Genomic DNA, 22,464 nt, shown 5'->3' with positions numbered 1-22,464 from the left:
TACACACCCGGCGCCACAAACGCGGGAACCGGACCGCGAGCCCGGTGTGGTAAGGGCGGACCACACCGGATCCGGTTGCGCCGCAATCTGCGAAGGGGACATCTCCTTGCGGCGCCGGGTGCACTTCCAGCATGCACTTTTCCGGCGGCCCTCCCACTGCCCTTTCCATGGCCTTCCGGTGACTGTCGAATCGCGGAATCGGCGACGTCGTCTGGCCGCCCCCGCGGTGCCCCGTTACGCTTGTTCGGGTTCGGGGGATGGAACGGTGAAGGGTGAGTCTGGGCGTGAGTTGGTCTTTCACTCCGGATGAGTTCGCACACATCTGGCGAGAGACCGACCTGGACCGGTACCCCTTCCCGATCCGGATTCTGGAGACCCCGCGCACCGAGCAGGAGGCGGCCGCACGGCGTCGCACGCTGGCCGAACGCATGCCGCTGGGGTCGGATCCGGATCTGTCCGCATGCCTGCGCATCCTCGCCCAGCCGCATACCCGGGTCGTGGCCATCGGCGGCGCACACGATCCGGGTTCGCAGATCCGGGCGCTGGGAGCCGCGGTCTACGACCACGCCGTGCTGGCCGTGCAGGACACCGGCTCATCGCCGGATTTCGGTGGGCAGGTGCATATTTCGATCGGCCACAGCGGCAAACTGGGCGCGCGCATCGCCGCACTGCTGCCCGAAGCTCCCGCCGGGCACGAACCGGCCCGCTCGGCGACCGCGGCCGCGGTGCGCGACGAGGAGACCGTGATCGCCGGTGACCGGCTGGCCGCGCGCATCCGCCGGCTCCTGCTCAAACCGCACAGCGCCGAGGGGCAGATCCGGATCGAACCGCGGCTGGACCGTCCGACCCCGCCTCCGCCGGTCTACTACACCTGGATCGATGTCGCCGGTGACGGCCGCTATCTGATCCGCGCCGGCGAACAGGTGCACCTGACCCCTGCCTCGACCCAGCAGATCGGCGCCCACCTGCAGAAACGTATTCCACGATGATGCCGTCGAAGCCGTCATCGCCTCACCGCGGTCGTACCCTGCGGTTACGCTTGGCACGACCGACCGATCCTCGAGGGGTGCGCATTGACTATCGATACCAGTCAGGCCGAAATCGCCCGGTTCATGCAGGCGGCGCGCAGCGGCACGGTCCGTTTCGATCCGGACGCGGCGCGGCGGTGCGCGGAACAGTACGAGGAGCAGGCCGAGGGGCTCATCGCCCTGCAGCAGCAGTTGGAGTCGGTGTCGCAGCTGCACGGTTTCGGTGGATTCTTCTCCGCGGAGCAGTTGCAGGCCGGGTTCTCCCGCAAGGCGCGCGACGCGGCAGCACAGCTGGATCGGTACATCTCCGCCTCCTATCGGATGAAGGAAGCCTTCCTGATCAGCGCCGGACTGTACGAGGAGGCCGATATCGCGCACGCGGCCGCTCTGCGCACGCTGTCGTCGAGGCAGCCGTGGTGAGCGAGTTCGAGCGTGGTCGCTGGTCGGTTCGGGTGCGGACAGGGGGCGTGTCATGAGTGAGCGCGTCCTGGGTTCCGCGCGGTTCGGCCCCCAGTCGCGGCCCGCCGATCCCGAATACATCAGCGCGATGGAACATTTCGAGTCCGTACCGCACGAGCGGATCTACGCGGGCACCCAGCAGATCGATGCCGGGGAGATCGCACGGGCGTCACTGGTGTGGCTGAACGGCGCCGCCACGATCGGCACGGCGATGCCGATCACCCGGTCCACGACGGACGGGGTGATGAATTCGGCCGGTTGGGAGGGCGCCGCGGCCGACGCCGCCTATGCCAGCACGCGCAGCTTCGCCGAATCGCTGGACGATCTGGCCGAGGTCATGGCCGAGGTCGGCGCGCGATTGGGTGCGGTCGCCGCCGCGGCCGAGGCGGTGAAACTGGCCGTCGTCCCACCCGGCGCATCCGGACCGATCGGCGCGGTCGCCCGCGCACTCGAAGCGGCGAACGTCATCGATGCCCAACTGGCGCAGGAGACACTGCGTCAGGAGGCCGTGCTGGCGATGAACATGATCTACAAACCGGCGTATTCGGGTGCGGGAACCGGAATTCCGGCACTGCCCGAACCGCCCGCACTGCCCGGAGACACCTCGCCGAAAGCTTCCGGCACGAATCACACTGCACCACAATCACTCCCGCCCCAACAGCAACACCCCGCGACGCCACAGCACCCCGAAGCGCCGCAAACCCCCACTCCCCCGGCAACTCCCACGCCTCCGACCGAATCCACGCCCTCGCCGACTCCCCCCGAGTCCACCCAACCCCCCTCGTCAGCTCCGACCCCGGCGCCCCCATCACCGAGCCCCTCGGCCGCCCCCGCACCTCCAGCTTCCCCCGCACCGGCACCCCCGGCCTCCCCGGCACCGGCACCCCCGGCCTCGCAGGCTCCTGCGCCCCCGGCAGACCCGAAACTCAGCGACCCGGGCGGCCAACCCGGCATCACCGGCCCCATCCCGCACAACACCACCCCGACCACTCCGGACCAACCCGGCATCTCTCCGGACCACTGACCCACCGGATTCGCAGCCGACCACAGCCGGGCCCTCAACTACCGAACGCTCGGCCACGATCCGCCGAATTCCCCTCGCACCCAACTCCACTCGACTCGGTCTCGGCAACTGAGACTCGCCGACGGCGGCGCAGTGCGGCCGACGGGCCCCTCCCGCGCGAGATACCACCGGCCCGGCCTCGGGCCCCGACTCGCATCGCGGCGGCCGAATCGTCGCATTCGGCCCACGGCTCATCGACTTACAGGCTCACCGATTGCCGCAATGCGCACTCCGGCAAACAGTGGGTGGGCCGATCCAACGGTGTTCTGCGAGCTTCGAGTCGCCGCACAGAAGGAAAGACTTGTCGCGGTGGGTGATTCATTGTCCAGTCGGCAGCGGTATCAGTGTGAGACCGATGCCGGACCGACTGACGAGGGTCAGACCTTGACCAGGTCGTCGGCGTGGATGACGGGGCGCTGCATGCCATCCGGGAGTTCGCTGGTGGAGCGGCCGACCATGGTCTCCAGTTCGGAGCTGTCGTATTCGACGACGCCGCGCGCGACGAGGGCGCCGTCCGGAGCGATGAGATCGATCACGTCGCCGCCGGAGAAGCGGCCGCGAACGCCGGTGATTCCCGCAGCCAGCAGAGAGCGGCGGCACTTGGCGACCGCGCGCACGGCACCGGCGTCCAGCAGCACCGAACCGCGGCTGTCCGCGGCGTGCCGAACCCAGAACTTCCTGGCGGACAGGCGAATCGGACGGGCGGCGAACGCGGTGCCGACCGTCGCCGAGGTCAGCGCGGCAGCGGCGTCGGAGGCAGCGGCCAGCAGCACCGGGACCCCGGCGTCGGCGGCCAGGCGCGCCGCGGACAGTTTCGAGGCCATTCCGCCCGTGCCCAGCGCACCACCACTTCCGGCGATCACGCCGTCCAGATCGGCGCTGCTGCGCACCTCCGGGATGAACGTCGCACCACCCCTGCGCGGATCGCCGTCGTAGAGGCCGTCCACATCCGAGAGCAGCACCAGCGCATCGGCGCCGACCAGATGCGCGACCAGGGCGGCCAGTCGATCGTTGTCACCGAAGCGGATCTCGTCGGTGGCGATGGTGTCGTTCTCGTTGACCACCGCGATCGCGTGCAGCGACCGCAGCCGGTCCAGGGTGCGCTGTGCATTGCGATGGTGCTCGCGCCGGGAGAAATCACCGGCGGTCAGCAACACCTGCCCGACCGTGCGGCCGTAACGTTGGAACGAGGTGCCCCAGGCATGTGCCAAGGCCAGCTGGCCGACGCTCGCCGCGGCCTGTTTGGTCGCGAGATCCTTCGGCCGCGAGGTCAATCCGAGTGGCGCGATACCCGCGCCGATGGCCCCCGAGGACACCACGACCACATCGGATCCGGCACGCATCCGCGCCTCCACCGCATCAGCCAGCCGATCCAGCCGCCCGGTGTCGAGCCCGCCCTCGAGACTGGTCAGCGCCGAGGATCCGATCTTCACCACCACACTGCGCGCCGACGCGATCACCTGCCGCGTCTCACTCAGCGCATGATCCGAATCCGCCTGCGTCATACCGGAACTCATCAAACCTCACCTGAACCGATCAACACCACAACATTTTTCGGACTGCTGTGTCCGAACACCGCTCCCCGGCACACCACGCCGCACGAGCAGTGGCGGCCGGGCCACCGACCGCCCACCACTCCGTACGGAAAACGGAGTGGCGGAAGCGGTTCGGCGGACAGCGATCATTCGGTGATCTCGTCCTCGGAGACCAGACCACGACGGACCCGGGACGCGTGCTTACGCTCGGATGCGGAGATGCGGTCGGACTGGTCCAGGCGCGGATCGGTGCCGCGACCGGTCATCACCATGTCGACACCCGCGGAAACCTGCGGCTCCCACTCGAAGGTGACATCGCCGATCGTGACAGGCGCACCCGGTACGGCGCCGAGCTTCTCGAGCTTCTCCTCGACCCCGAGACGAGCCAGCCGGTCCGCCAGATAGCCGACGGCCTCGTCGTTGTCGAACTGCGTCTGATGCACCCAGCGCTCGGGACGTTCACCGCGCACGATGAAACCACCCTCGATCTCACCATCGCGCTCGACACTGAAACCGCTCTCGCCCGCGGCGACCGGACGAATCACCTGCCGCGGCGGGGCCGCCTTCGGATGCGCCGCACGATACTCGAGCACCATCTCCGCGAGCGCGAAAGTCAACGGCCGCAACCCTTCCCGACTCACCGTCGAGATCGTGTACACCGGCCAGCCGCGCTCGGAGAATTCGGCGTTCACCATCTCGGCCAGTTCGGCGGCGTCGGGGATATCGGCCTTGTTGAGGATCACCACGCGCGGGCGGTCGGCCAGATCCCCGAGTTCGGCATCGGCCTTCAACGCGGGCTTGTAGGCGGCCAACTCCGCCTCGAGCGCGTCCACATCGGACACCGGATCGCGGCCGGGCTCGAGCGTCGCGCAGTCCACCACATGAGCGAGGACCGCACAGCGTTCGAGATGGCGCAGGAATTCCAGCCCCAGGCCGCGCCCCTCGCTCGCCCCCGGAATCAGGCCGGGCACATCGGCGACGGTGAACGTGGTGTCACCACTGGACACCACACCGAGATTGGGCACCAGCGTCGTGAACGGATAGTCCGCCACCTTCGGCTTCGCCGCCGAGAGCACCGAGACCAGCGAGGATTTACCGGCCGACGGGAAACCGACCAGGCCCACATCGGCGACCGACTTCAGCTCCAGAACGACATCGCGTTCCTCACCGTCCTCGCCCAACAGCGCGAATCCGGGCGCCTTGCGCGCCTTGGACGCCAGCGCCGCATTGCCGAGTCCGCCGCGACCACCACGGGCGGCGACATAGGTGGTGCCGACGCCGACCAAGTCGGCGAGCACCTCGCCGTCGGAACCGATCACCACCGTCCCGTCCGGAACCTGCAACAGCAGATCCGCCCCCTGTTTGCCGTCACGGTTACCACCCTCGCCGGGTTTGCCATTACCACCCTTGGCGTGCGGATGGAAGTGGAAGTCCAGCAGAGTGTGCACATTCGGGTCGACCTCGAGGATCACATTCCCGCCGTGCCCCCCGTTCCCACCGTCGGGGCCGCCCAGCGGCTTGTACTTCTCCCGGTGCACCGAAGCACACCCGTGCCCGCCCTTACCCGCGCGGACATGCAGCACGACGCGGTCGATGAACTTCGACATGCTGTTGATCATCCTCCTGTGTCTTCGGCCTCCGCTTCGCTCCGGCGAGGCCGCGGCCCCCTGGGGGCCGATTCTTCCCTCCCTCCGCTCCCCCGCTTCGCTCCTGGCGCTCCGGTCAGTCCAGAATCGACCCGGGCCGCGGCCTTTCGAGTCGGCGTTGTTCGAGGCGGGTGGAACTTGGCACTCCAGCGTGTAGCGACACTCTGGAGGTGATTCTTCCCTACTGCGTCTTCGGCCTCCGCTTTGCTCCGGCGGGGGGCCGCGTTTCCCAGAGGCCCATTCTTCCCCGCTTCGCTCCTCCGTTCCGGTGAGTCCGGAATCATTCGAAGTGGGCGGAGCCGGGTGACCTGCGGTTGCGTTGCCAGGAATGGATGCGCCGAAACCGTGAGTCGCTGGGCTCCATCGGAGCCGCAACCTCGTCGTCGGTGTCACTCGAGGTCGGTGAGCCCGAGGCAGCGACAACTACGATGCGGTTTCGGTGGGCAGCAACTCCATCGTGACTGCGGTCAGGTGTGTTCACCCCCGGTCTGGCGTGATGTTCGGCCGACGGCTGCCCCGGACGCACGAAGCGGGTCAGGGTTACTCACCCTGACCCGCTTCGAAGAATGTGTGGAAGGCTCCGGTGCGGCTCAGGCCTGCACCGGCTCCGGAACCACGATGTTCACGGTCTTGCGGCCACGCTTGGTGCCGAACTGGACCGCGCCCGCCTCGAGGGCGAACAGCGTGTCGTCACCGCCACGGCCGACGTTCACGCCGGGGTGGAAGTGGGTTCCGCGCTGACGCACCAGGATCTCACCGGCCTGAACGGCCTGGCCGCCGAAGCGCTTCACGCCCAGCCGCTGGGCGTTGGAATCACGACCGTTACGGGAGCTGGACGCACCCTTCTTATGTGCCATTGCTGGTTACTCCTCGTAGCCCGGGATGGTTGGTCCCGGGAATCCTGACGGACGTGTGCGGGGTGGAGTCCCCGCAGGCCGCTTATTTGATGCCGGTGACCTTCAGGACCGTCAGCTTCTGACGGTGGCCCTGACGCTTGTGGTAGCCGGTCTTGTTCTTGAACTTGTGGATGCGGATCTTCGGACCCTTGGTCTGGTCCACGATCTCGGCGGAAACCGAGACCTTGGCCAGCTTGTCCGCATCGGTGGTCAGCTCAGCGCCATCGACGACGAGCACCGGGGAAAGCGACACTGCGCTACCCGTCTCGCCCTCGATCTTCTCGACCTTCACCAGGTCACCGACCGCGACCTTGTACTGCTTTCCGCCGGTCTTGACGATCGCGTACGTTGCCATCGGTCGGCTGCCCTCTTTCTCTACTAGTGCTCGGCACTCTGCTCACACGGCAGCTTGTCCGGCTGATGCCGGAAAACCGTCGTACGACTGGTCTGGTATTCACCGCCGCCTCAGCGCCTGTGGCTCTCGTCGGAACCGGGCCACGGGCCAGCGCACAAGGCAGTGCTGACGCCGAGCAGCGACTGACCAAGGTTACAGGACGCGCACCCCAGCAACCAAACCAGGGCTACGTCGGTCGTCCACTCGGACAAGGCAGGACGCGGGGTCCGGGCGTTCGTGCGCCCGGACCCCGCGTCCCTGATCAGCTTGCCTGTTACCGACCGCTCAGTCGGTCACCTCGGCTCAGTCGCCCTGTTCCGGAGCTCCTGCAGCGCGTCCGGAGCTACGGCGGCGGGGACGGCTGCGCGGCACCACGACCGGCGTGAAATCCGTCACCGAGGTCGCCGGACCGTCCGACTGCTCGGAGCTGGACAGTACGAATACCGCCGCAGCGCTGTCGGTGCTGAGCGCGGCCGAGGAGCGAGCCACCCGGCGACGCCCCTTGCGGGCGGAATCCGACAGAGAGCTGTCGGCTGCCGCCTCGGCGGCGACGTCGCCGTGGTCAGCGGCCTCCTCGTCGGAAGTTGTGGCCACAGTGGATTCGGAGGTCCGCGCCGACCGGCTCGCGTCCTCGGCGGCATTCGCGCCCGCCGACACGGCCTCGGGCTCGGTGTAGGCCGCCGTCTCATCGGCATGAACCGAACCAGCCACAGCCACCCGATCCTCGTGCGCCGAGCCGACCGCCGCAGCGGACTCGGCCTGCGCCGACTCGTCCGGACGACCCGATTCCTCGGCATGCGCCGACTCGTTCGCACGCTCCCGCGCAGCCTCACGACCGGACCGCGAACGACGTCGACGCGACGGCCGCTCGGTGGTCTCCTCCGGCGCGACCGCGGCCTTCTCCGGCTCGGCGGACGAATCCACCGTCACCACGTCGACCCGTGCCTCGCCATCCTCGCCGTGGTGCGCGGCCATCGCCAGCGCCACCGGATGTGCGCGCTTGACAGCGGCATCCTCCTCGGCGTGCGCGTCGACGGGGGCCGCAGCCGCGGCGGGCGCGGGCGTACCGGACTTGTCCTTGTCCTTGCGACGACGACGGCCCTCGCGACGACCGACGCCCTCGTCCGCGGGTGCGGACTCGACCGGATAGTCGTGCACGACGATGCCGCGACCGTGGCAGTGCTCACAGGTGGTGGAGAACGCCTCGACCAACCCGGTGCCCAGCTTCTTGCGGGTCATCTGGACCAGGCCCAGCGAGGTCACCTCGGACACCTGGTGGCGGGTCCGGTCGCGGCCCAGCGCCTCGGTCAGCCGACGCAGCACCAGGTCACGGTTGGATTCGAGCACCATGTCGATGAAGTCGACGACGATCATGCCGCCGATGTCCCGCAGGCGCATCTGCCGCACGATCTCCTCGGCCGCCTCGAGGTTGTTGCGGGTGACCGTCTCCTCGAGGTTGCTGCCGCCCGCGCCGGTGAACTTGCCGGTGTTGACGTCGATGACGGTCATCGCCTCGGTGCGGTCGATGACCAGCGTGCCGCCCGAGGGCAGCCACACCTTGCGATCCAGGGCCTTGGACAGCTGCTCGTCGATACGGAAGCTGCCGAACACGTCGACGTTGTCGTTGTCGTAGCGCTCCACGCGCACCAGCAGATCCGGTGCGACGGTGCGGATGTAGTTCTCGACGGTCTTCCAGGAGCGCTCGCCCTCGATGACGAGCTTGGAGAAGTCCTCGTTGAACAGGTCACGGATGACCTTGACCAGCAGGTCCGGCTCCTCGTAGAGCGTCTTGGGCGCACCCGAACCGCCCTTGGACTGCTCCTCGATGGTCTTCCAGGTCGCCTGCAGCCGCTCGACGTCGCGAGCCAGTTCGGCCTCGGCCACGCCCTCGGACGCGGTCCGGATGATCACACCGGCGTCCTGCGGGACGATATCGCGCAGGATCTCCTTCAGGCGCTTGCGCTCGGTATCGGGCAGTTTGCGGCTGATCCCGGTCGACGTCCCGCCCGGCACGTACACCAGGAAACGTCCGGCCAGGCTGATCTGCGTGGTCAGTCGAGCGCCCTTGTGACCGACCGGATCCTTGCTGACCTGCACCAACACGGTGTCGCCGGGTTTGAGCGCCTGTTCGATCTTGCGCTCTCTACCGCCGAGCCCGGCGGCCTCCCAGTTGACCTCACCGGCGTAGAGCACACCGTTGCGGCCTCGGCCGATGTCGACGAACGCCGCTTCCATGCTGGGCAGCACGTTCTGCACCTTGCCCAGATACACGTTGCCGACCATGGACGCCGACCCCGTGCTGGTCACGAAGTGCTCGACGAGGATGTTGTCCTCGAGCACCGCGACCTGGGTGACCGCGTTCGGGTGATCGACGAAAGCCTTCTCGCGCACCACCATCACCCGATCCACCGACTCGCGGCGGGCCAGGAACTCCGATTCGGTCAGGATCGGCGGACGGCGACGTCCGGCCTCACGACCGTCCCGACGACGCTGACGCTTGGCCTCGAGCCGCGTCGAACCGCTGATGCCCTGCACCTCGTCCACGGACGCGGCGGCGACCCGGCGCTTGTTGCGCGGTTCGCGCTCGTGCACGACGGTGTTCGGCGGATCGTCCTCCGACACCTCGTTCTCGGCATCCTCACCGGCCTTGCGGCGACGACGGCGACGGCGACGGCGGGTCGAACCCTCGGGCACCGCGTCGCCGTCCTCGGCGCCGCTCTCGGCGGACTCGGATTCGGCGCTACCGGACTCCTCGGTGGAATCCTCGTTCTCCTCGGAGTCCTCCGACTCGTCGGCATCGTTGTCCGCGGACTGCTCGCCGCGGCCCCGGCCACGGCCACGACGACCCCGACGCCGACGGCGCGAACGGCCGCCGTCCTCGGAGTCCTCCCGGGACTGGTCGTCCTCCCAGTCGCCCGACTCGGTCTCGGTCTCGGCCTCGATGGTTTCGGTGGTGCCGGTGTCCTCGGCGGTCGCGCGGTCGGCGGCGGGCTCGGTCCGGGCCGCCTCCTGCTGGGCGGCAGCCTCCTCGGCCGCGGCCTGCTCCTCGGCGGCCTTGGCCTGACGAGCGGCGCGACGCTGCCGCCGGGCCTCCTCCGCGGCCGCGGCATCGGGCGGCAGGAACAGCGGTGCGGCGACCATCGCGGGCGGCTCGAAGGCCACCGGTTCCGGGGTCTGCGGCTGGTGCGCCTGGAAGGGGCTGGTGAACAGCGATTGCCGCTGCGGCGGCGCGGCCGGGGCAGCGGGTTCGGGCTGTGGCGTCTCGGCGACGGATGCCGGCTGCGAGGTGGTCACCTCGGCGACGGGGGTCTCGGTCGTCGAGGCGGGCGCACTCACCACTGTCTCGGGCGTAGGCGTCACCGTCTCGGCGGTGCTTGTCACCGGCTCGGGTGTATGCACCGACGGCTCGGATCCACCCGGCGCCGTCTCCGCGACATTCGTCACAGCGGTGGCCGCTGCCACCGGCTCGACGGCCGCCGGTTCGGCACTCGGGGCGTCCGGAGTGACAGTCGCCACCGGCGCGGGCGCGGCTTCCTGCTGTGGCTCGGCAGCCTGTTGTGCTTGTGGTTCGGCAGGCGCGGGGGTTTGCTCCGGCGCCTGCTCGGCGGGGACGAAGGCTTCACGCACCGACTCGGCGACCGTGCGATCCAGGCTCGACTGCGCGCTGCGGGCCTCGGCCCCCAACTCGGTCAGATGGGCCAGAATGCGTTTGCTGGTAGTTCCCAGCAGCTTCGCCAGCGCGTGTACCCGGATACGTTCCGGCAACTGCGCCGCCTCCCCTACCCCTGGCGCCTGCTGCGGCGCGTGTCCATTCGTATCGTGCGACGTTTCCTGCGGCTCTTGATCGGCCACGAAATCTCCTCGGACCCCCGGGCGCGTCCCACTCGACCGAGAGTGACGCGGCCAACGCGGGGGCGCTGTCCGTTCGCCTCACGCCCCGTGGACGCAAGGCCAAGTGGTCTCCGCCCCGCGTGACCCGTTGTCACCTTGTCGGTCGTCGTTCGGGTAACCGGTCACGCGGCGCCTGGCTGTTGGCTCCGACACCGAGTCCGAGCGCTCATCCAGCGTGCGGCCGGACAGCCGAGTCTTGGTAACCGTCCGGGGCAGCGATGATCGGCGTCGAGCCGCGGTGCCATTCGGTCGTACCCGCACCGGCCTCGTCGGCCGATCTCGAGCACTTCCACAGCCAGTATCCCACACGCTCCAGATGAAATGGCTTCCGTGTCTAATTGCCTGCGCTTCGCTCCGGCGTGTTCACGACCCCCGGGAGCGGCGCCCTCCGGGCACGGCCCCACACCGCATCGGCCCCGGCCCTGGGCGCACGAGAACCCGCCGAGGCGGCAACGCCGCTCCTCGGACGGGGTTCGTGCGGGAAACGAAGTGGATTCGGGACTCGGGGCAGACCGGGACTCGACCCGATCCGGCGGAAAGATCCGGCGACTACTGGGCGAACTCCGGGAACCAGAGCGCGATCTCACGCTTGGCCGATTCGGGCGCATCCGAACCGTGGACGAGGTTGTACTGGGTCTCCAGGGCGTAGTCGCCACGGATGCTGCCGGGCACGGCCTTCTCGACCGGATCGGTGCCACCGGCGATCTGCCGGAATGCGGGGATGGCGCGCGGCCCCTCGAGGACGGCGGCCACGACCGGACCCGAGGTGATGAACTCGATCAGCGAACCGTAGAACGGCCGCTCGGCATGCTCGGCGTAGTGCGCCGCAGCAAGCTCCTGCGATACCTGCTTGAACTCCAGCGCGGCAATCTTCAGACCCTTGCGCTCGATGCGGGTGATGATCTCACCGACCAGGCCACGGGCAACGCCATCCGGCTTGATGAGTATCAACGTCTGCTCAGTCACGGTGTCATTATTGCCTCCGCTTCGCTCCGGCGTGTTCGCGGCCCCGAAGGCTCGCCGTTCAGCCCTCGAGACTCGGGCTTCGCCCATGCGCTTCGAGGGCTGAACGGCGAGCCGGCCGCGAACTCCTCGCTCGAAGGCTCGCTCCGTGCGAATTGCGTTGGGAGGGCAGGTGACCGGGACGGGGGGCGTTGTCCTAGGGACTGCGTCGGATCAGGGCCGGCCGAAAATACAACTCAGGCTCGCTGGCTGGGGAGCAGGCCGCGGTCCATTCGCTTCTTGACATCGGAGCGCAGGACCAGGATGAACGCCCAGACCGCGACGAACACCACGCCGATGATGCCGATCGACAAGTGGACGAACGTGCCGAGCAGGAGCAGCACCTGCATGGCGATGTTGAACTGCATGGCCCAGGAACGCCGCTGCAGTCCGGCGCCGAGGAACATCAGGACGGCCAGGCCGACCAGATAGGTGATCGACCACCAACTCAACCCGCCGCCGACCGAGGCGACCACCGGCAGCGCCAGCAGTACGGTGATGGCCTCGAGGACCAGCGCGCCGGCCATCACACCGCGGAAACCCTTCCACGGATCGGTCGCCGGGGGTGGCACCGGATTCTCACTCATGCGGGATCCTTTCCGAACAGCGAACGCGCGGCCCCCGCGGTGACGACCGATCCGGTGATGACGATCCCCGCACCGGAAACCGGCTCCCCGGACTCGCCCGCCTCCTCCGCGATGGCGATGGCGGTCTCCACCGCATCGGCGAGCGTCGCCGCGGTGACCACCCGCTCGTCCCCGAACCGCTGTACCGCGATATCGGCCAGATCGTCGACCGGCAGGGCGCGCGGTGAACCGTTCGTGGTCACCACGACCTCGTCCAGCACCGGCTCGAGCGCGGACAGAATACCCGCGGCGTCCTTGTCGCCGAGCACCGCGACCACACCGACCAGTTTACGGAAGTCGAACTCGTCGGTCAGGGTCGCCGCGAGGGCCTGCGCGCCGTGCGGGTTGTGCGCGGCGTCCAGGAAGATCGTGGGCGCGTTGCGCATGCGCTCCATCCGCCCCGGACTGATCGCGTTCGCGAACCCGGCGCGCACGGCGTCGATGTCCAGCTGCCGATCCGCGCCCGCACCGAAGAACGCCTCCACCGCTGCCAGCGCGACCACGGCATTGTGTGCCTGATGCTCGCCGTGCAGGGGCAGGAAGATCTCGTCGTACACCCCGCCCAGGCCCTGCAGCTCGAGCACCTGCCCGCCGACCGCGGTCCGGCGCGACAGCAGCCGGAATTCCGCACCCTCGCGCGCGACCGCGGCATCGGCCTGCACCGTGCGGCGCAGCAGCACGTCCATCGCCTCGGGATCCTGTTCGGCGATGATGGCCACGGTCTCGCGCGGGGCCAGCGGATCCTCGGGAGCCTTCTTGATGATCCCGGCCTTCTCCCCGGCGATCGAGGTCAGATCCGGACCCAGATAGTCCATGTGATCCAGGCCGATCGGCGTGATCACCGCGACCTGGCCGTCCACCACGTTGGTGGCGTCCCAGGTGCCGCCCATCCCGGTCTCGACCACCGCGACGTCGATCGGCGCCTCGGCGAACGCCGCATAGGACATCGCCACCAGCACCTCGAACTTGCTCAGCTTCGGCCCGCCCGCGGCCTCGGACTGCTGGTCGATCATCTCGATGTACGGCTGGATCTCCCGATAGATCTCGACATATTTCGCCGGGCTGATCGGCTCGTTGTCGATGGCGATGCGCTCGGTGGCCAGTTGCAGGTGCGGACTGGTGATCCGGCCGGTGCGGCGGTGCAGCGCGGTCAGCAGCGCATCGATCATGCGGGTGACCGAGGTCTTGCCGTTCGTCCCGGCCACCTGGATGGCCGGGTACGCGCCCTGCGGGGAGCCGAGCAGATCGAGCAACGTGACGATCCGGGTCAGCGACGGTTCGAGTTTGGTCTCTCCCCAACGCTTGTCGAGTTCGGCCTCGACCAGCGCCATCTCCGCCAGATCCACCGGGGACGGCCCGGAGTGCAGCCGCTCGGACGACCCCTGCTGGAATTCCGGCTCGGAGTTCACTTGGTCGCCGCCGTATCCGATGCGGCGTCCGCGGGGCCCTGCGTGGTTACGCGAGCTGCCGCCTCCGGGCCTGCCACTCCCGCCGTGCGTGCGATCTCCTCGAGCCGCGCGCCGATGCGGGCGACCTCGGATTCGGCGACCTCCCGGCGGGTGCGGATCTTGGCGACCACCTCGTCGGGGGCCTTGGCCAGGAACGCCTCGTTGCCGAGTTTGGCCGTGGTGCTGGTCAGATCCTTCTGCGCCGCACCGAGATCCTTCTCCAGACGACGACGCTCGGCGTCCAGGTCGACCGTGCCGGAGGTGTCGAGTTCGACGGTGACCGTCGCCCCGGACAGTCGCACCTGCACCGAGGCGGTCGCGCTGAAATCGTCGCCGGGCTCGGTGAGCCGGGCCAGATTCCCGATCTGGACCGACAGCCCGGTCAGCTCGGCGTCCTCGATGCCGATCAGTGCGGCGGCCACCTTCTGCTTGTCGGTCAGGCCCTGATCGCTGCGGAAACGGCGGATCTCGGTGATCAGGCGCTGTGCGTCCGCGACGCGGGACGCGGCCGCCTCGTCGGCGGCGACGCCCGAGGACTGCGGCCAGGACGCGACCACGATGGACGCACCCTCCGCACCGCCGGTCAGCGCCTGCCACAGCGATTCGGTGACGAACGGGATGACCGGATGCAGCAGGCGCAGCACCGAATCCAGCACGGCGCCCAGCACCGTGCGGGTGCTCGCGGCGCGCTCGTCCGATTCGGCGAACTGGACCTTGGCCAGTTCCAGATACCAGTCACACAGCTCGTCCCACGCGAAGTGGTACAGCGCCTCGCATGCCTTGCCGATCTCGTATCGGTCGAACGCCGAATCCACTTCCGCGCGAACCTGTTCCAGGCGATCCAGGATCCACCGATCGGCATCGGTGAGGGCGGCGCGATCGGTGATCTCGCCCGGGGCCGCACCGTTCATCAGCGCGAACTTGGTGGCGTTGAACAGCTTGGTGACGAAACTGCGCGAGGCGGTCACGTGCGGCGGGCCGACCGACAGGTCACTGCCCGGCTGCGCACCGCGCGCGAGGGTGAAACGCGTTGCGTCCGCGCCGTATTCGACGATCCACAGCAGCGGGTCCACGCCGATGCCCTTGGACTTGGAGTACTTGCGGCCGAATTCGTCGCGGATCAGGCCGTGCAGGAACACGTCCCGGAACGGCACCTGCACCGAATCGGTCGGTTTACCGGCGGTGATGACCGGATCGTCGGCGACGAACGTGCCGAACATCATCATCCGGGCCACCCAGAAGAACAGGATGTCGTAACCGGTGACGAGAACGCTTGTCGGATAGAACTTCTCGAGCTCCGGGGTGGCGTCGGGCCAGCCCATCGTGGAGAACGGCCACAGACCCGAGGAGAACCAGGTGTCCAGCACGTCCGGATCCTGGACGTAGCCCTCGGGAGACTGCTCGTCCGGGCCCACGCAGACGACCTCGCCCTCGGGGCCGTACCAGATCGGGATGCGGTGCCCCCACCACAGCTGACGCGAGATGCACCAGTCGTGCATGTCGTCCACCCAGTCGAACCAGCGCGGTTCCTGGCTGGCGGGATGAATCACGGTGTCCCCGTTGCGAACCGCGTCGCCCGCGGCCTTGGCGAGGGATTCCACCTTCACCCACCACTGCATGGACAGCCGGGGTTCGATGGGCTCGCCGGAACGTTCGGAATGCCCGACGCTGTGCACGTACGGCCGCTTCTCCGCGACGATGCGGCCCTCGTCGGACAGCCGCTCGCGGATCTTCACCCGCGCCTCGAACCGGTCCATACCGTCGAATTCGGTTCCGGTATCGGCGATCTTGCCGGTCTTGTCCATGATGGTCGGCATCGGGAGGTTGTGCCGCATGCCGAGCTCGAAGTCGTTCGGATCGTGCGCCGGGGTGATCTTCACTGCGCCGGAGCCGAATTCGGGATCGACGTAGTCGTCGGCGACGACCGGGATCTGCCGTCCGGTGATCGGGTGGTAGATCGTCGTGCCGATCAGGCTCGCGTACCGGGCGTCCTCGGGATGCACCGCGACGGCGGTGTCGCCGAGCATGGTCTCCACCCGGGTGGTCGCCACGATGATGTGCGGCTCGTCGTCCTTCAGCGAGCCGTAGCGCAGGGAGACCAGCTCACCCTCGACGTCCTCGTATTTGACCTCGACGTCGGAGATCGCGGTCTCCAGGACGGGCGACCAGTTCACCAGGCGCTCGGCGCGGTAGATCAGGCCCGCATCGAACAGGCGCTTGAAGATGGTCTGCACCGCGCGGGACAGACCCTCGTCCATGGTGAAGCGGTCCCGCGCCCAGTCCACGCCGACGCCGAGGCGGCGCATCTGGCCCTGGATCGCACCACCGGACTCGCGCTTCCAATCCCAGACCTTGTCGACGAACAGTTCGCGGCCGAAGTCCTCCTTGGTCTTGCCGTCCCGCGAGAGCTGCTTCTCCACCACGGACTGAGTGGCGATACCGGCGTGGTCCATACCCGGCAGCCACAGCACCTCGTAGCCCTGCATGCGCTTGCGGCGGGTGAGCAGATCCATGATGGTGTGGTCGAAGGCGTGGCCCATGTGCAGATTGCCGGTGACGTTGGGCGGCGGCAGCACGATCGAGTAGGGCGCCTTCGGACTCTTCGCGTCGGCGGCGAAGTAACCAGCGGCTACCCAGCCCTCGTACAGGTCCGACTCCACATCGCCGGGATTCCAGCTCTTGGGGAGGGCATCGGCACGATTTCGTGAGTTCTCAGAGGCTGTGCTGGTCACCGTGTGATTCTAAGGAGTTGGGTCCAGGCCCGGACGACGGCCCCGGCAGAGTAGTACCGCATCGGCTCGCAGGCGGCTCCGCAGCGATCACGCCCGCGTGCCGAACGGGGGTGTGGATACCCGAGAGGGCGGGGGTTTCGGCGGATGAGGGACACCGAAAACCCCGCCCACAGACTCAGGTTACCGCCGATTCACGCCGTATTCCCATTTCCATATCGAATTCTCAGGTTCGGCGCCGAATCCTTTGTGTTCGTGCAGGATTGCCCCTCAGGCGCACCTCAGGTATCCACGCACCCGGGCCGCGCCGCGCACCGCTCGAGTTGCCGCCCGGCCCGCGATCCGGCCTACTTGGGTCGAACAGTGCAGATCTGCCTGTCCTGCTCCGGAAATTCGCTCGCGCCGTGATCGGACCGCCGATCACTCACGAAAGAGGATTCTCATGCGTGCTCGGACTGTTGTCATGGCCACCGTGGCCACCGCGGCGGGTATCACCGCTGGATGCGTCGGCGCCGGATCGGCCGCGGCGGTCGTTCCGTTCACCGTGCCGCGGACCGGCGGAGTCGGGGTGGAGCTGAACCACGGCGAGACGCAGACGTTCGCCAACGGTCCGATCCCCGCGCTGATCGATCAGGCCCTGCCGCCCGACGCCATCGCCGTCGGCATCGGACGCGGTTCGCAACTGCCCAGGACCGGCGACCACGTCCGGTCCGATCTGCCCGGCATCGTCACCGAGGCCGCGGGCAGGCCCGACGGCCGCGTCGCGCTGGTTCTGCAGCCGGGACCGGAACTGGCCGTGGTGCAGATCTGGTAGCCGAACCCGGTCAGGGAACCAGTACCGGCAGGGCGCCCGGTAAGGCGCGGAAGGTCGTCGGCAGCATGCCGACCGGTTCACCGTCCGCGGTCACCGGCGCGCCCGGCGCCCGCAGTTCGACGGCGGCCGCGCGATATTGGCTCAGCGCCGGATGGTCGATGCGCTTTCCCGCGGACAGCGCCGGAAGCAGGCGCACCATGTCCCGACGGGACATCGCGCCGACCACGGTCACCTCGAGCAGCCCGTCGTCGACCATCGCGTCGGGGCAGATCAGCATGCCGCCCCCGTAGGTGCGGGTATTGCCCACCGCGACCATCACCGCCTCGGTCTCGACCACCGAGTTCACCGATTGCCCTGGTACGCCTGATAATTCGAGACGGTAGGGGACGGCCAGCCGCCCGGCCAGTTCCCGCACGGCGGCGAAGGTGTAGCGCAGCCGTCCCCTCGGAAAACCCATCAGATTGGCGCGCAGGGTGACCCGGGCGTCGAATCCGGTACCGGCCACGGTCGCGAACCTGATCGGTCCGGGAATGCCGAATCCGATTCCCGCCGTGCCGGATTCGGATGAACCGGCCTCGGGAGCCGCGGCTTCCGCCGCGCCGAGATCGATGGTGCGCACCGTTCCGCCCAGCACGATGTCGGCCGCGGAGATCGGATCGTCCTGTGGCACACCGAGTTCGCGAGCCAGGTCGTTACCGGTGCCGCCCGGCACCAGGCCCAGCGGCACACCGGTCCCGGCCAGCGCCTGCAGCGTGATGCACACCAGTCCGTCACCGCCCGCGCAGACCACCACATCGGGCGCGGCATCGCCGGTGAGCCGATCCCGAACCAGGCGAACCGATTCCGCGGCACTGGCACCGCACACCTCGGTCACCGTCACACCGCGCGCCCGCAGCCGCGCCGCAGCCACGGCGCCCGCTGCCTGCCCCTTGCCATGACCCGACAACGGATTGGTCACCATCAGGACCGAACCCACCCCGGTGGATCCGTTCACGGGATCAGCTTTCCGGGATTGAGGATTCCGGCGGGGTCGACCGTCTGCTTGACCGCGCGCAACACCTGCACGCCCAGGTCGCCGATCTCTCCGGACATCCAGGGCCGGTGGTCCCGGCCGACGGCGTGGTGGTGGGTGATGGTTCCCCCGGCGGCGGCGATGGCGTCGCCGACCGCTCGTTTGGCGGTGTGCCACTGGGTGATCGGATCGTCGAGCTGTTTGGCGATGATCGTGAAGTACAGCGAGGCGCCGGTCGGGTAGGTGTGCGAGATATGGCACATGACCAGCGGCGGGGTGCCCTGGCCGCCCAGCGAGTCGGCCAGCGCCGCGGTCACCTTCGCCTTGAGTTCGGCGAGGTCGGACCAGTTCGTCGCGGTCTCCAGGGTTTCGCAGAGAATTCCGGTGTCCAGCAGCGCATCGCGCAGGTAGGGCGCGGCGAAACGGCCGTGCTCCCACTCCCGCGCGGGTTGTTCACCCAACGCGGTCCCACCGGCCGCGGCGAGCAGCGCACGCGCCTCGGCGCCGCGTGCCTCGACATGGGCCGCGGTGCCCTCGAACGTGGTCACCGCGAGACATCCGGTCACCGGCGCGCCGCCGATATCGCCCGCGCGGGCCAGATTCAGGCCGGTCTCGGCCTCATCGGACAGTCGCAGCACGGTCGGGGCGGCCCCGGTCTGGATCACGCTGCGCAGTGCCGCCGCGCCGGTCGCGAAATCCGGAAACGACCAGGCTTGATACGCAACGGTTTCCGGGACCGGATGCACCCGCAGGGTGACCTCGGTGATCACGCCGAGCGCGCCCTCCGAACCCGAGAACAGCTCGCGCAGATCGGGTCCCGCGGCCGAGGCCGGAGCGCGGCCGAGATCCAGTGTGCCGCGCGGAGTCGCGACCCGCAGATGCTGGATCATGTCATCGAAGCGGCCGTATCCGGCCGATGCCTGCCCGCTCGAGCGGGTCGCGGCGAAACCGCCGATACTGGCGAATTCGAAACTCTGCGGAAAGTGCCCGAGGGAGAAGCCGCGCGCCGAGAGCAGCGCCTCGGCCTGCGGTCCGGTCAGTCCGGCTCCGAGCGTCGCGGTGTGGCTGACCTCGTCCAGCGCCGTCATCGCGGACAGCCGCCGAAGATCCAGGGCGACAACGGCTTCGAAGCCGTCGCGGGCGGGATCCACGCCGCCGACGACGCTCGTGCCGCCACCGAAGGGCACCACCGCGACACCACGCTCGGCGCAGTAGCTCAGAACGCCCAGGACCTCGTCGTGATCCGCCGGGAAGACGACCGCATCGGGTGCGTCCTGTGGATCGGCGGAACGACGGCGCAGCAGATCCGGGGTGCTCTTGCCACCGGCGCGCAACAAGCGGGCGCGGTGGTCGGTGCGGACGTGCTCCGGGCCGACCACCGCGGACAACCCTGTGAGGTGCGCCTGCGACAGGGCCGAGGCACGCAATGGCACATTGCCCTCATCGCGACGCGCCATCGACTCACCGGACACTCCGAACACCTGCACCAGCAAGGTCCGGATCTTCTCCGGGAGCGGCGCATGTCCGGACGGAATGCCCCAGGCGTCCCACACCATACTCGGGCGGGAGGACAACTCGCCCGGCATTGCCACAGAAGACCCGCTCTGCCGTTCATCGACCATGCGTTACAGTCTTACATAGAATGTCAAGCAGTAATCAGCCGACGCGCGGACCGTCGACGCCCGCGCCCGACCCGACAAGTGATCCGATGCAGACAATCGACGTCGCCGGCACCGGCGACGAACCGTCCGAAATCGACCTGGCGATCCTGGACGCCGCCCGCGCCTGCGTGGAGGAGTTCGGAGTGCGCCGCACCACACTGACCGAGGTGGCCCGCCGCGCCGGCGTGAGCCGTCCCACGGTCTATCGCCGCTGGCCCGATACCGGCTCACTGCTCGCCGAACTGCTGGTGCGGGAACTGCGCAAGATCGTCGGGCGCACCATGCCCGGCAGCGGCCCGGCACGGACTCGCCTGGTCGACGGCGTCGTGTCCGGGGCGTCGACCGTTCGCGCGAATCCGTTGTTCGCCAAGATATTCCGCACCGACACCGATCTGATGCTGACCTACGTCTTCGGCCGCCTCGGTCGCAACCAGCGTGAGCTGATCCTGCTGTTCGCCGCCCTGATCCGGGAGGGCCAGCGGGACGGCTCGGTGCGTCCCGGCGATCCGGACGAACTGGCCACCATGGTCCTGCTGATGTCCCAGTCCGCGGTCCAATCCGCCGGAATGGTCGGTCACATCCTGTCCGAATCCCGGCTGGACGCGGAACTGTCCCGCGCCCTCGACGGCTACCTCGTGCCCGACGACCGCCGAGATGTGGAGTGGTGAGATGAACTCGAGCGCAAGAGCTCTCGGAGACTCCGCGCTGAATTCCGCACGCCGGGAACGGGAGTTGCGGGAGCTGGGCGACGGTGGAGTCGTCGATGTGCTGGTGATCGGCGGCGGGGTCACCGGCACCGGGGTGGCATTGGACGCCGCCTCCCGGGGACTGCGCACGGTTCTGGTGGAGGCGCGTGATCTGGCCTTCGGCACGAGCCGGTGGAGTTCCAAGCTGGTGCACGGCGGGCTGCGGTATCTGGCCAGTGGCGGAGTCGGGATCGCACACGAGAGCGCCGTGGAACGGCATATCCTGCTCACCTCGACCGCACCTCATCTGACCCGGCCGATTCCCCAGCTCGTGCCGTTGCTGCCGGATATCGGTGCGGCACAGCGGATGCTGGTGCGCGCGGGATTCGCCGCCGGAGACGTATTGCGGCGCAGCGCCGGAACTCCGGCCTCGGTACTGCCGCGCTCGCGCCGGGCCGCTGCCGCCGAGGCGTTGCGGCTGGCTCCCACGGTGCGCCGCGCCGGATTACGCGGCGGACTGCTGGCCTGGGACGGCCAACTGGTCGACGACGCGCGCCTGGTGGTGACCCTCGCGCGCACCGCGGCGGCATACGGGGCGAGCGTGCTCACCCGGGTCCGGGCCGAGCAGGTGAGCGGCGATTCCGCAGTGCTGCACGATGCGCTGTCCGGTGAAACCCTCACCGTCCGAGCGCGTTCGGTGATCAATGCCACCGGCGTGTGGGCGGATCGGCTGGATCCCTCCATCGAGCTGCGGCCCAGTCGCGGCGCCCACCTGGTATTCGACGCGGCCGCTTTCGGCGGGCTCACCGCCTCGCTCACGGTGCCGATTCCGGGCAGCACCAGCCGTTTCGTCTTCGCGTTCCCGGCCGCGCACGGCCGGGTGTATCTGGGCCTGACCGACGAGGACGCGCCCGGTCCGGTGCCCGACGAACCCGAACCTACCGACGCCGAGATCGACTTCCTGCTCGACACCGTCAACACGGTCCTGCGGGAGCCGTTGCACCGCAGCGATATCCGCGGCCGGTTCGCGGGGCTGCGCCCGCTGCTGCGCACCGCCGAGGGCAGCACCGCCGACATCTCCCGCGAACACGCGGTCCTGCACTCCCCCGGCGGCCCGATCACGATAGTCGGCGGCAAACTCACCACCTATCGCAAGATGGCGCAGGACACCGTCGACGCCGCGGTCGCCCACGCGGGCCTGACCGCGGGCCCGTGCCGGACCCGGCGAATCCCCCTCACCGGTGCGGTATCCGGCGCGGCACGCGATCGTCTGGACGCGCCGCCGACGCTGATCGAACGCTACGGCAGCCAGGCGACCGCGATCCTCGCTCTGGCGCAGGACGATCCGGACCTCGCCACACCCGTGGCTCCCGGAATCGATGTGCTGCGCGCCGAATTCGCGTATTCGATCAGCCACGAGGGCGCACTCGACGCGGACGATCTGCTCGATCGCCGCACCCGGATCGGCCTGGTCGCCGCGGACCGCGCGGCCGCGGCGCCCGCCGCGGCGCAGATGTTCCGATGATCCGCCGCCGATAGCGGCGCGGCTGCTGTCCGGCGCGGCGGCGTTTTCC

Annotated in this window: 16 protein-coding genes and 1 pseudogene; 6 read left to right on the top strand and 11 right to left on the bottom strand. The window is 68.9% G+C overall.

What is annotated here, in order from left to right; genetic code table 11:
* Positions 1-284: 284 nt before the first annotated feature.
* The 3 genes from K7711_RS17770 to K7711_RS17760 all read left to right on the top strand — a co-directional run bounded on the left by K7711_RS17770 (position 285) and on the right by K7711_RS17760 (position 2,511).
* Positions 285-989 carry an ESX secretion-associated protein EspG gene (locus tag K7711_RS17770; RefSeq protein WP_222970537.1) on the top strand — a complete coding sequence of 235 codons (705 nt, stop codon included), beginning with the start codon at positions 285-287 and terminating at the stop codon, positions 987-989.
* A gap of 84 nt (positions 990-1,073) precedes the next feature.
* The gene (locus K7711_RS17765) at positions 1,074-1,448 is read left to right on the top strand and encodes a hypothetical protein (protein ID WP_040820295.1); all 375 of its coding nucleotides are present in this window, start codon (positions 1,074-1,076) and stop codon (positions 1,446-1,448) included.
* A gap of 52 nt (positions 1,449-1,500) precedes the next feature.
* On the top strand, positions 1,501-2,511 hold the full coding sequence (locus tag K7711_RS17760) for a hypothetical protein (RefSeq protein ID WP_222970536.1): 1,011 nt from the start codon (positions 1,501-1,503) through the stop codon (positions 2,509-2,511).
* Positions 2,512-2,927: 416 nt separating this feature from the next.
* Here the strand turns inward: K7711_RS17760 and proB are convergent, their stop codons facing one another.
* The 9 genes and pseudogenes from proB to K7711_RS17715 form a co-directional block, all read right to left on the bottom strand.
* The gene (proB, locus tag K7711_RS17755; RefSeq protein WP_040820388.1) at positions 2,928-4,028 is read right to left on the bottom strand and encodes a glutamate 5-kinase; all 1,101 of its coding nucleotides are present in this window, start codon (positions 4,026-4,028) and stop codon (positions 2,928-2,930) included.
* A 203-nt stretch (positions 4,029-4,231) separates the two neighbouring features.
* A complete protein-coding gene (gene obgE, locus K7711_RS17750; protein WP_222970535.1) occupies positions 4,232-5,692 on the bottom strand; it encodes a GTPase ObgE in 1,461 nt (486 codons plus the stop codon).
* A 629-nt stretch (positions 5,693-6,321) separates the two neighbouring features.
* Entirely contained in the window at positions 6,322-6,588 is a 267-nt protein-coding gene (gene rpmA, locus K7711_RS17745) for a 50S ribosomal protein L27 (protein ID WP_067665147.1), read from the bottom strand.
* An 82-nt stretch (positions 6,589-6,670) separates the two neighbouring features.
* Positions 6,671-6,982 (bottom strand): 50S ribosomal protein L21, encoded by a 312-nt coding sequence (rplU, locus tag K7711_RS17740; protein ID WP_040820290.1) that lies wholly within the window; start codon positions 6,980-6,982, stop codon positions 6,671-6,673.
* Between the two features lie 342 nt (positions 6,983-7,324).
* On the bottom strand, positions 7,325-10,873 hold the full coding sequence (locus K7711_RS17735) for a translation initiation factor IF-2 N-terminal domain-containing protein (RefSeq protein ID WP_222970534.1): 3,549 nt from the start codon (positions 10,871-10,873) through the stop codon (positions 7,325-7,327).
* A 588-nt stretch (positions 10,874-11,461) separates the two neighbouring features.
* The gene (gene ndk / locus K7711_RS17730) at positions 11,462-11,878 is read right to left on the bottom strand and encodes a nucleoside-diphosphate kinase (protein ID WP_222970533.1); all 417 of its coding nucleotides are present in this window, start codon (positions 11,876-11,878) and stop codon (positions 11,462-11,464) included.
* 233 nt (positions 11,879-12,111) lie between these two features.
* Positions 12,112-12,501 carry a DUF4233 domain-containing protein gene (locus tag K7711_RS17725; protein WP_222970532.1) on the bottom strand — a complete coding sequence of 130 codons (390 nt, stop codon included), beginning with the start codon at positions 12,499-12,501 and terminating at the stop codon, positions 12,112-12,114.
* On the bottom strand, positions 12,498-13,871 hold the full coding sequence (gene folC, locus K7711_RS17720; RefSeq protein WP_222970880.1) for a bifunctional tetrahydrofolate synthase/dihydrofolate synthase: 1,374 nt from the start codon (positions 13,869-13,871) through the stop codon (positions 12,498-12,500). Before folC ends, K7711_RS17725 begins: the two co-directional genes overlap by 4 nt.
* A 170-nt stretch (positions 13,872-14,041) precedes the next feature.
* Positions 14,042-16,720 (bottom strand): annotated as a pseudogene (locus K7711_RS17715) (valine--tRNA ligase); the annotation flags it as partial.
* 439 nt (positions 16,721-17,159) lie between these two features.
* Here K7711_RS17715 and K7711_RS17710 point away from each other — a divergent pair.
* The gene (locus K7711_RS17710; RefSeq protein ID WP_222970530.1) at positions 17,160-17,531 is read left to right on the top strand and encodes a hypothetical protein; all 372 of its coding nucleotides are present in this window, start codon (positions 17,160-17,162) and stop codon (positions 17,529-17,531) included.
* Between the two features lie 10 nt (positions 17,532-17,541).
* Here K7711_RS17710 and K7711_RS17705 read toward each other — a convergent pair whose 3' ends face one another.
* Together K7711_RS17705 and K7711_RS17700 are read right to left on the bottom strand one after the other, a co-directional pair.
* Complete coding sequence (locus K7711_RS17705; protein WP_308014804.1) at positions 17,542-18,525, bottom strand: diacylglycerol kinase family protein; 984 nt, start codon at positions 18,523-18,525, stop codon at positions 17,542-17,544.
* Positions 18,522-20,099, bottom strand: coding sequence for an FAD-binding oxidoreductase (locus K7711_RS17700; RefSeq protein WP_222970878.1), 1,578 nt, complete (start codon positions 20,097-20,099; stop codon positions 18,522-18,524). Before K7711_RS17700 ends, K7711_RS17705 begins: the two co-directional genes overlap by 4 nt.
* A 152-nt stretch (positions 20,100-20,251) precedes the next feature.
* Between K7711_RS17700 and K7711_RS17695 the strand changes: the two genes are divergently transcribed.
* Positions 20,252-20,872, top strand: coding sequence for a TetR/AcrR family transcriptional regulator (locus K7711_RS17695; protein WP_222970529.1), 621 nt, complete (start codon positions 20,252-20,254; stop codon positions 20,870-20,872).
* A 1-nt stretch (position 20,873) separates the two neighbouring features.
* Positions 20,874-22,415, top strand: coding sequence for a glycerol-3-phosphate dehydrogenase/oxidase (locus K7711_RS17690; RefSeq protein WP_222970528.1), 1,542 nt, complete (start codon positions 20,874-20,876; stop codon positions 22,413-22,415).
* Positions 22,416-22,464: the final 49 nt, after the last annotated feature.

Source organism: Nocardia coffeae, assembly GCF_019890715.1.
GTDB lineage: Bacteria > Actinomycetota > Actinomycetes > Mycobacteriales > Mycobacteriaceae > Nocardia > Nocardia jiangxiensis.
This window is presented reverse-complemented; position numbering and strand designations above follow the sequence as displayed.

What these genes read in the sequence shown, in the direction of transcription:
- K7711_RS17760 (WP_222970536.1), top strand. Translation starts at nt 1,501, where the DNA reads ATGAGTGAGCGCGTCCTGGGTTCCGCGCGGTTCGGCCCCCAGTCGCGG.
- obgE (WP_222970535.1), bottom strand. Translation starts at nt 5,692, where the DNA reads ATGTCGAAGTTCATCGACCGCGTCGTGCTGCATGTCCGCGCGGGTAAG.
- rpmA (WP_067665147.1), bottom strand. Translation starts at nt 6,588, where the DNA reads ATGGCACATAAGAAGGGTGCGTCCAGCTCCCGTAACGGTCGTGATTCC.
- rplU (WP_040820290.1), bottom strand. Translation starts at nt 6,982, where the DNA reads ATGGCAACGTACGCGATCGTCAAGACCGGCGGAAAGCAGTACAAGGTC.
- K7711_RS17725 (WP_222970532.1), bottom strand. Translation starts at nt 12,501, where the DNA reads ATGAGTGAGAATCCGGTGCCACCCCCGGCGACCGATCCGTGGAAGGGT.
- folC (WP_222970880.1), bottom strand. Translation starts at nt 13,871, where the DNA reads ATGGCGCTGGTCGAGGCCGAACTCGACAAGCGTTGGGGAGAGACCAAA.
- K7711_RS17710 (WP_222970530.1), top strand. Translation starts at nt 17,160, where the DNA reads ATGCGTGCTCGGACTGTTGTCATGGCCACCGTGGCCACCGCGGCGGGT.
- K7711_RS17700 (WP_222970878.1), bottom strand. Translation starts at nt 20,099, where the DNA reads ATGGTGTGGGACGCCTGGGGCATTCCGTCCGGACATGCGCCGCTCCCG.
- K7711_RS17695 (WP_222970529.1), top strand. Translation starts at nt 20,252, where the DNA reads ATGCAGACAATCGACGTCGCCGGCACCGGCGACGAACCGTCCGAAATC.
- K7711_RS17690 (WP_222970528.1), top strand. Translation starts at nt 20,874, where the DNA reads ATGAACTCGAGCGCAAGAGCTCTCGGAGACTCCGCGCTGAATTCCGCA.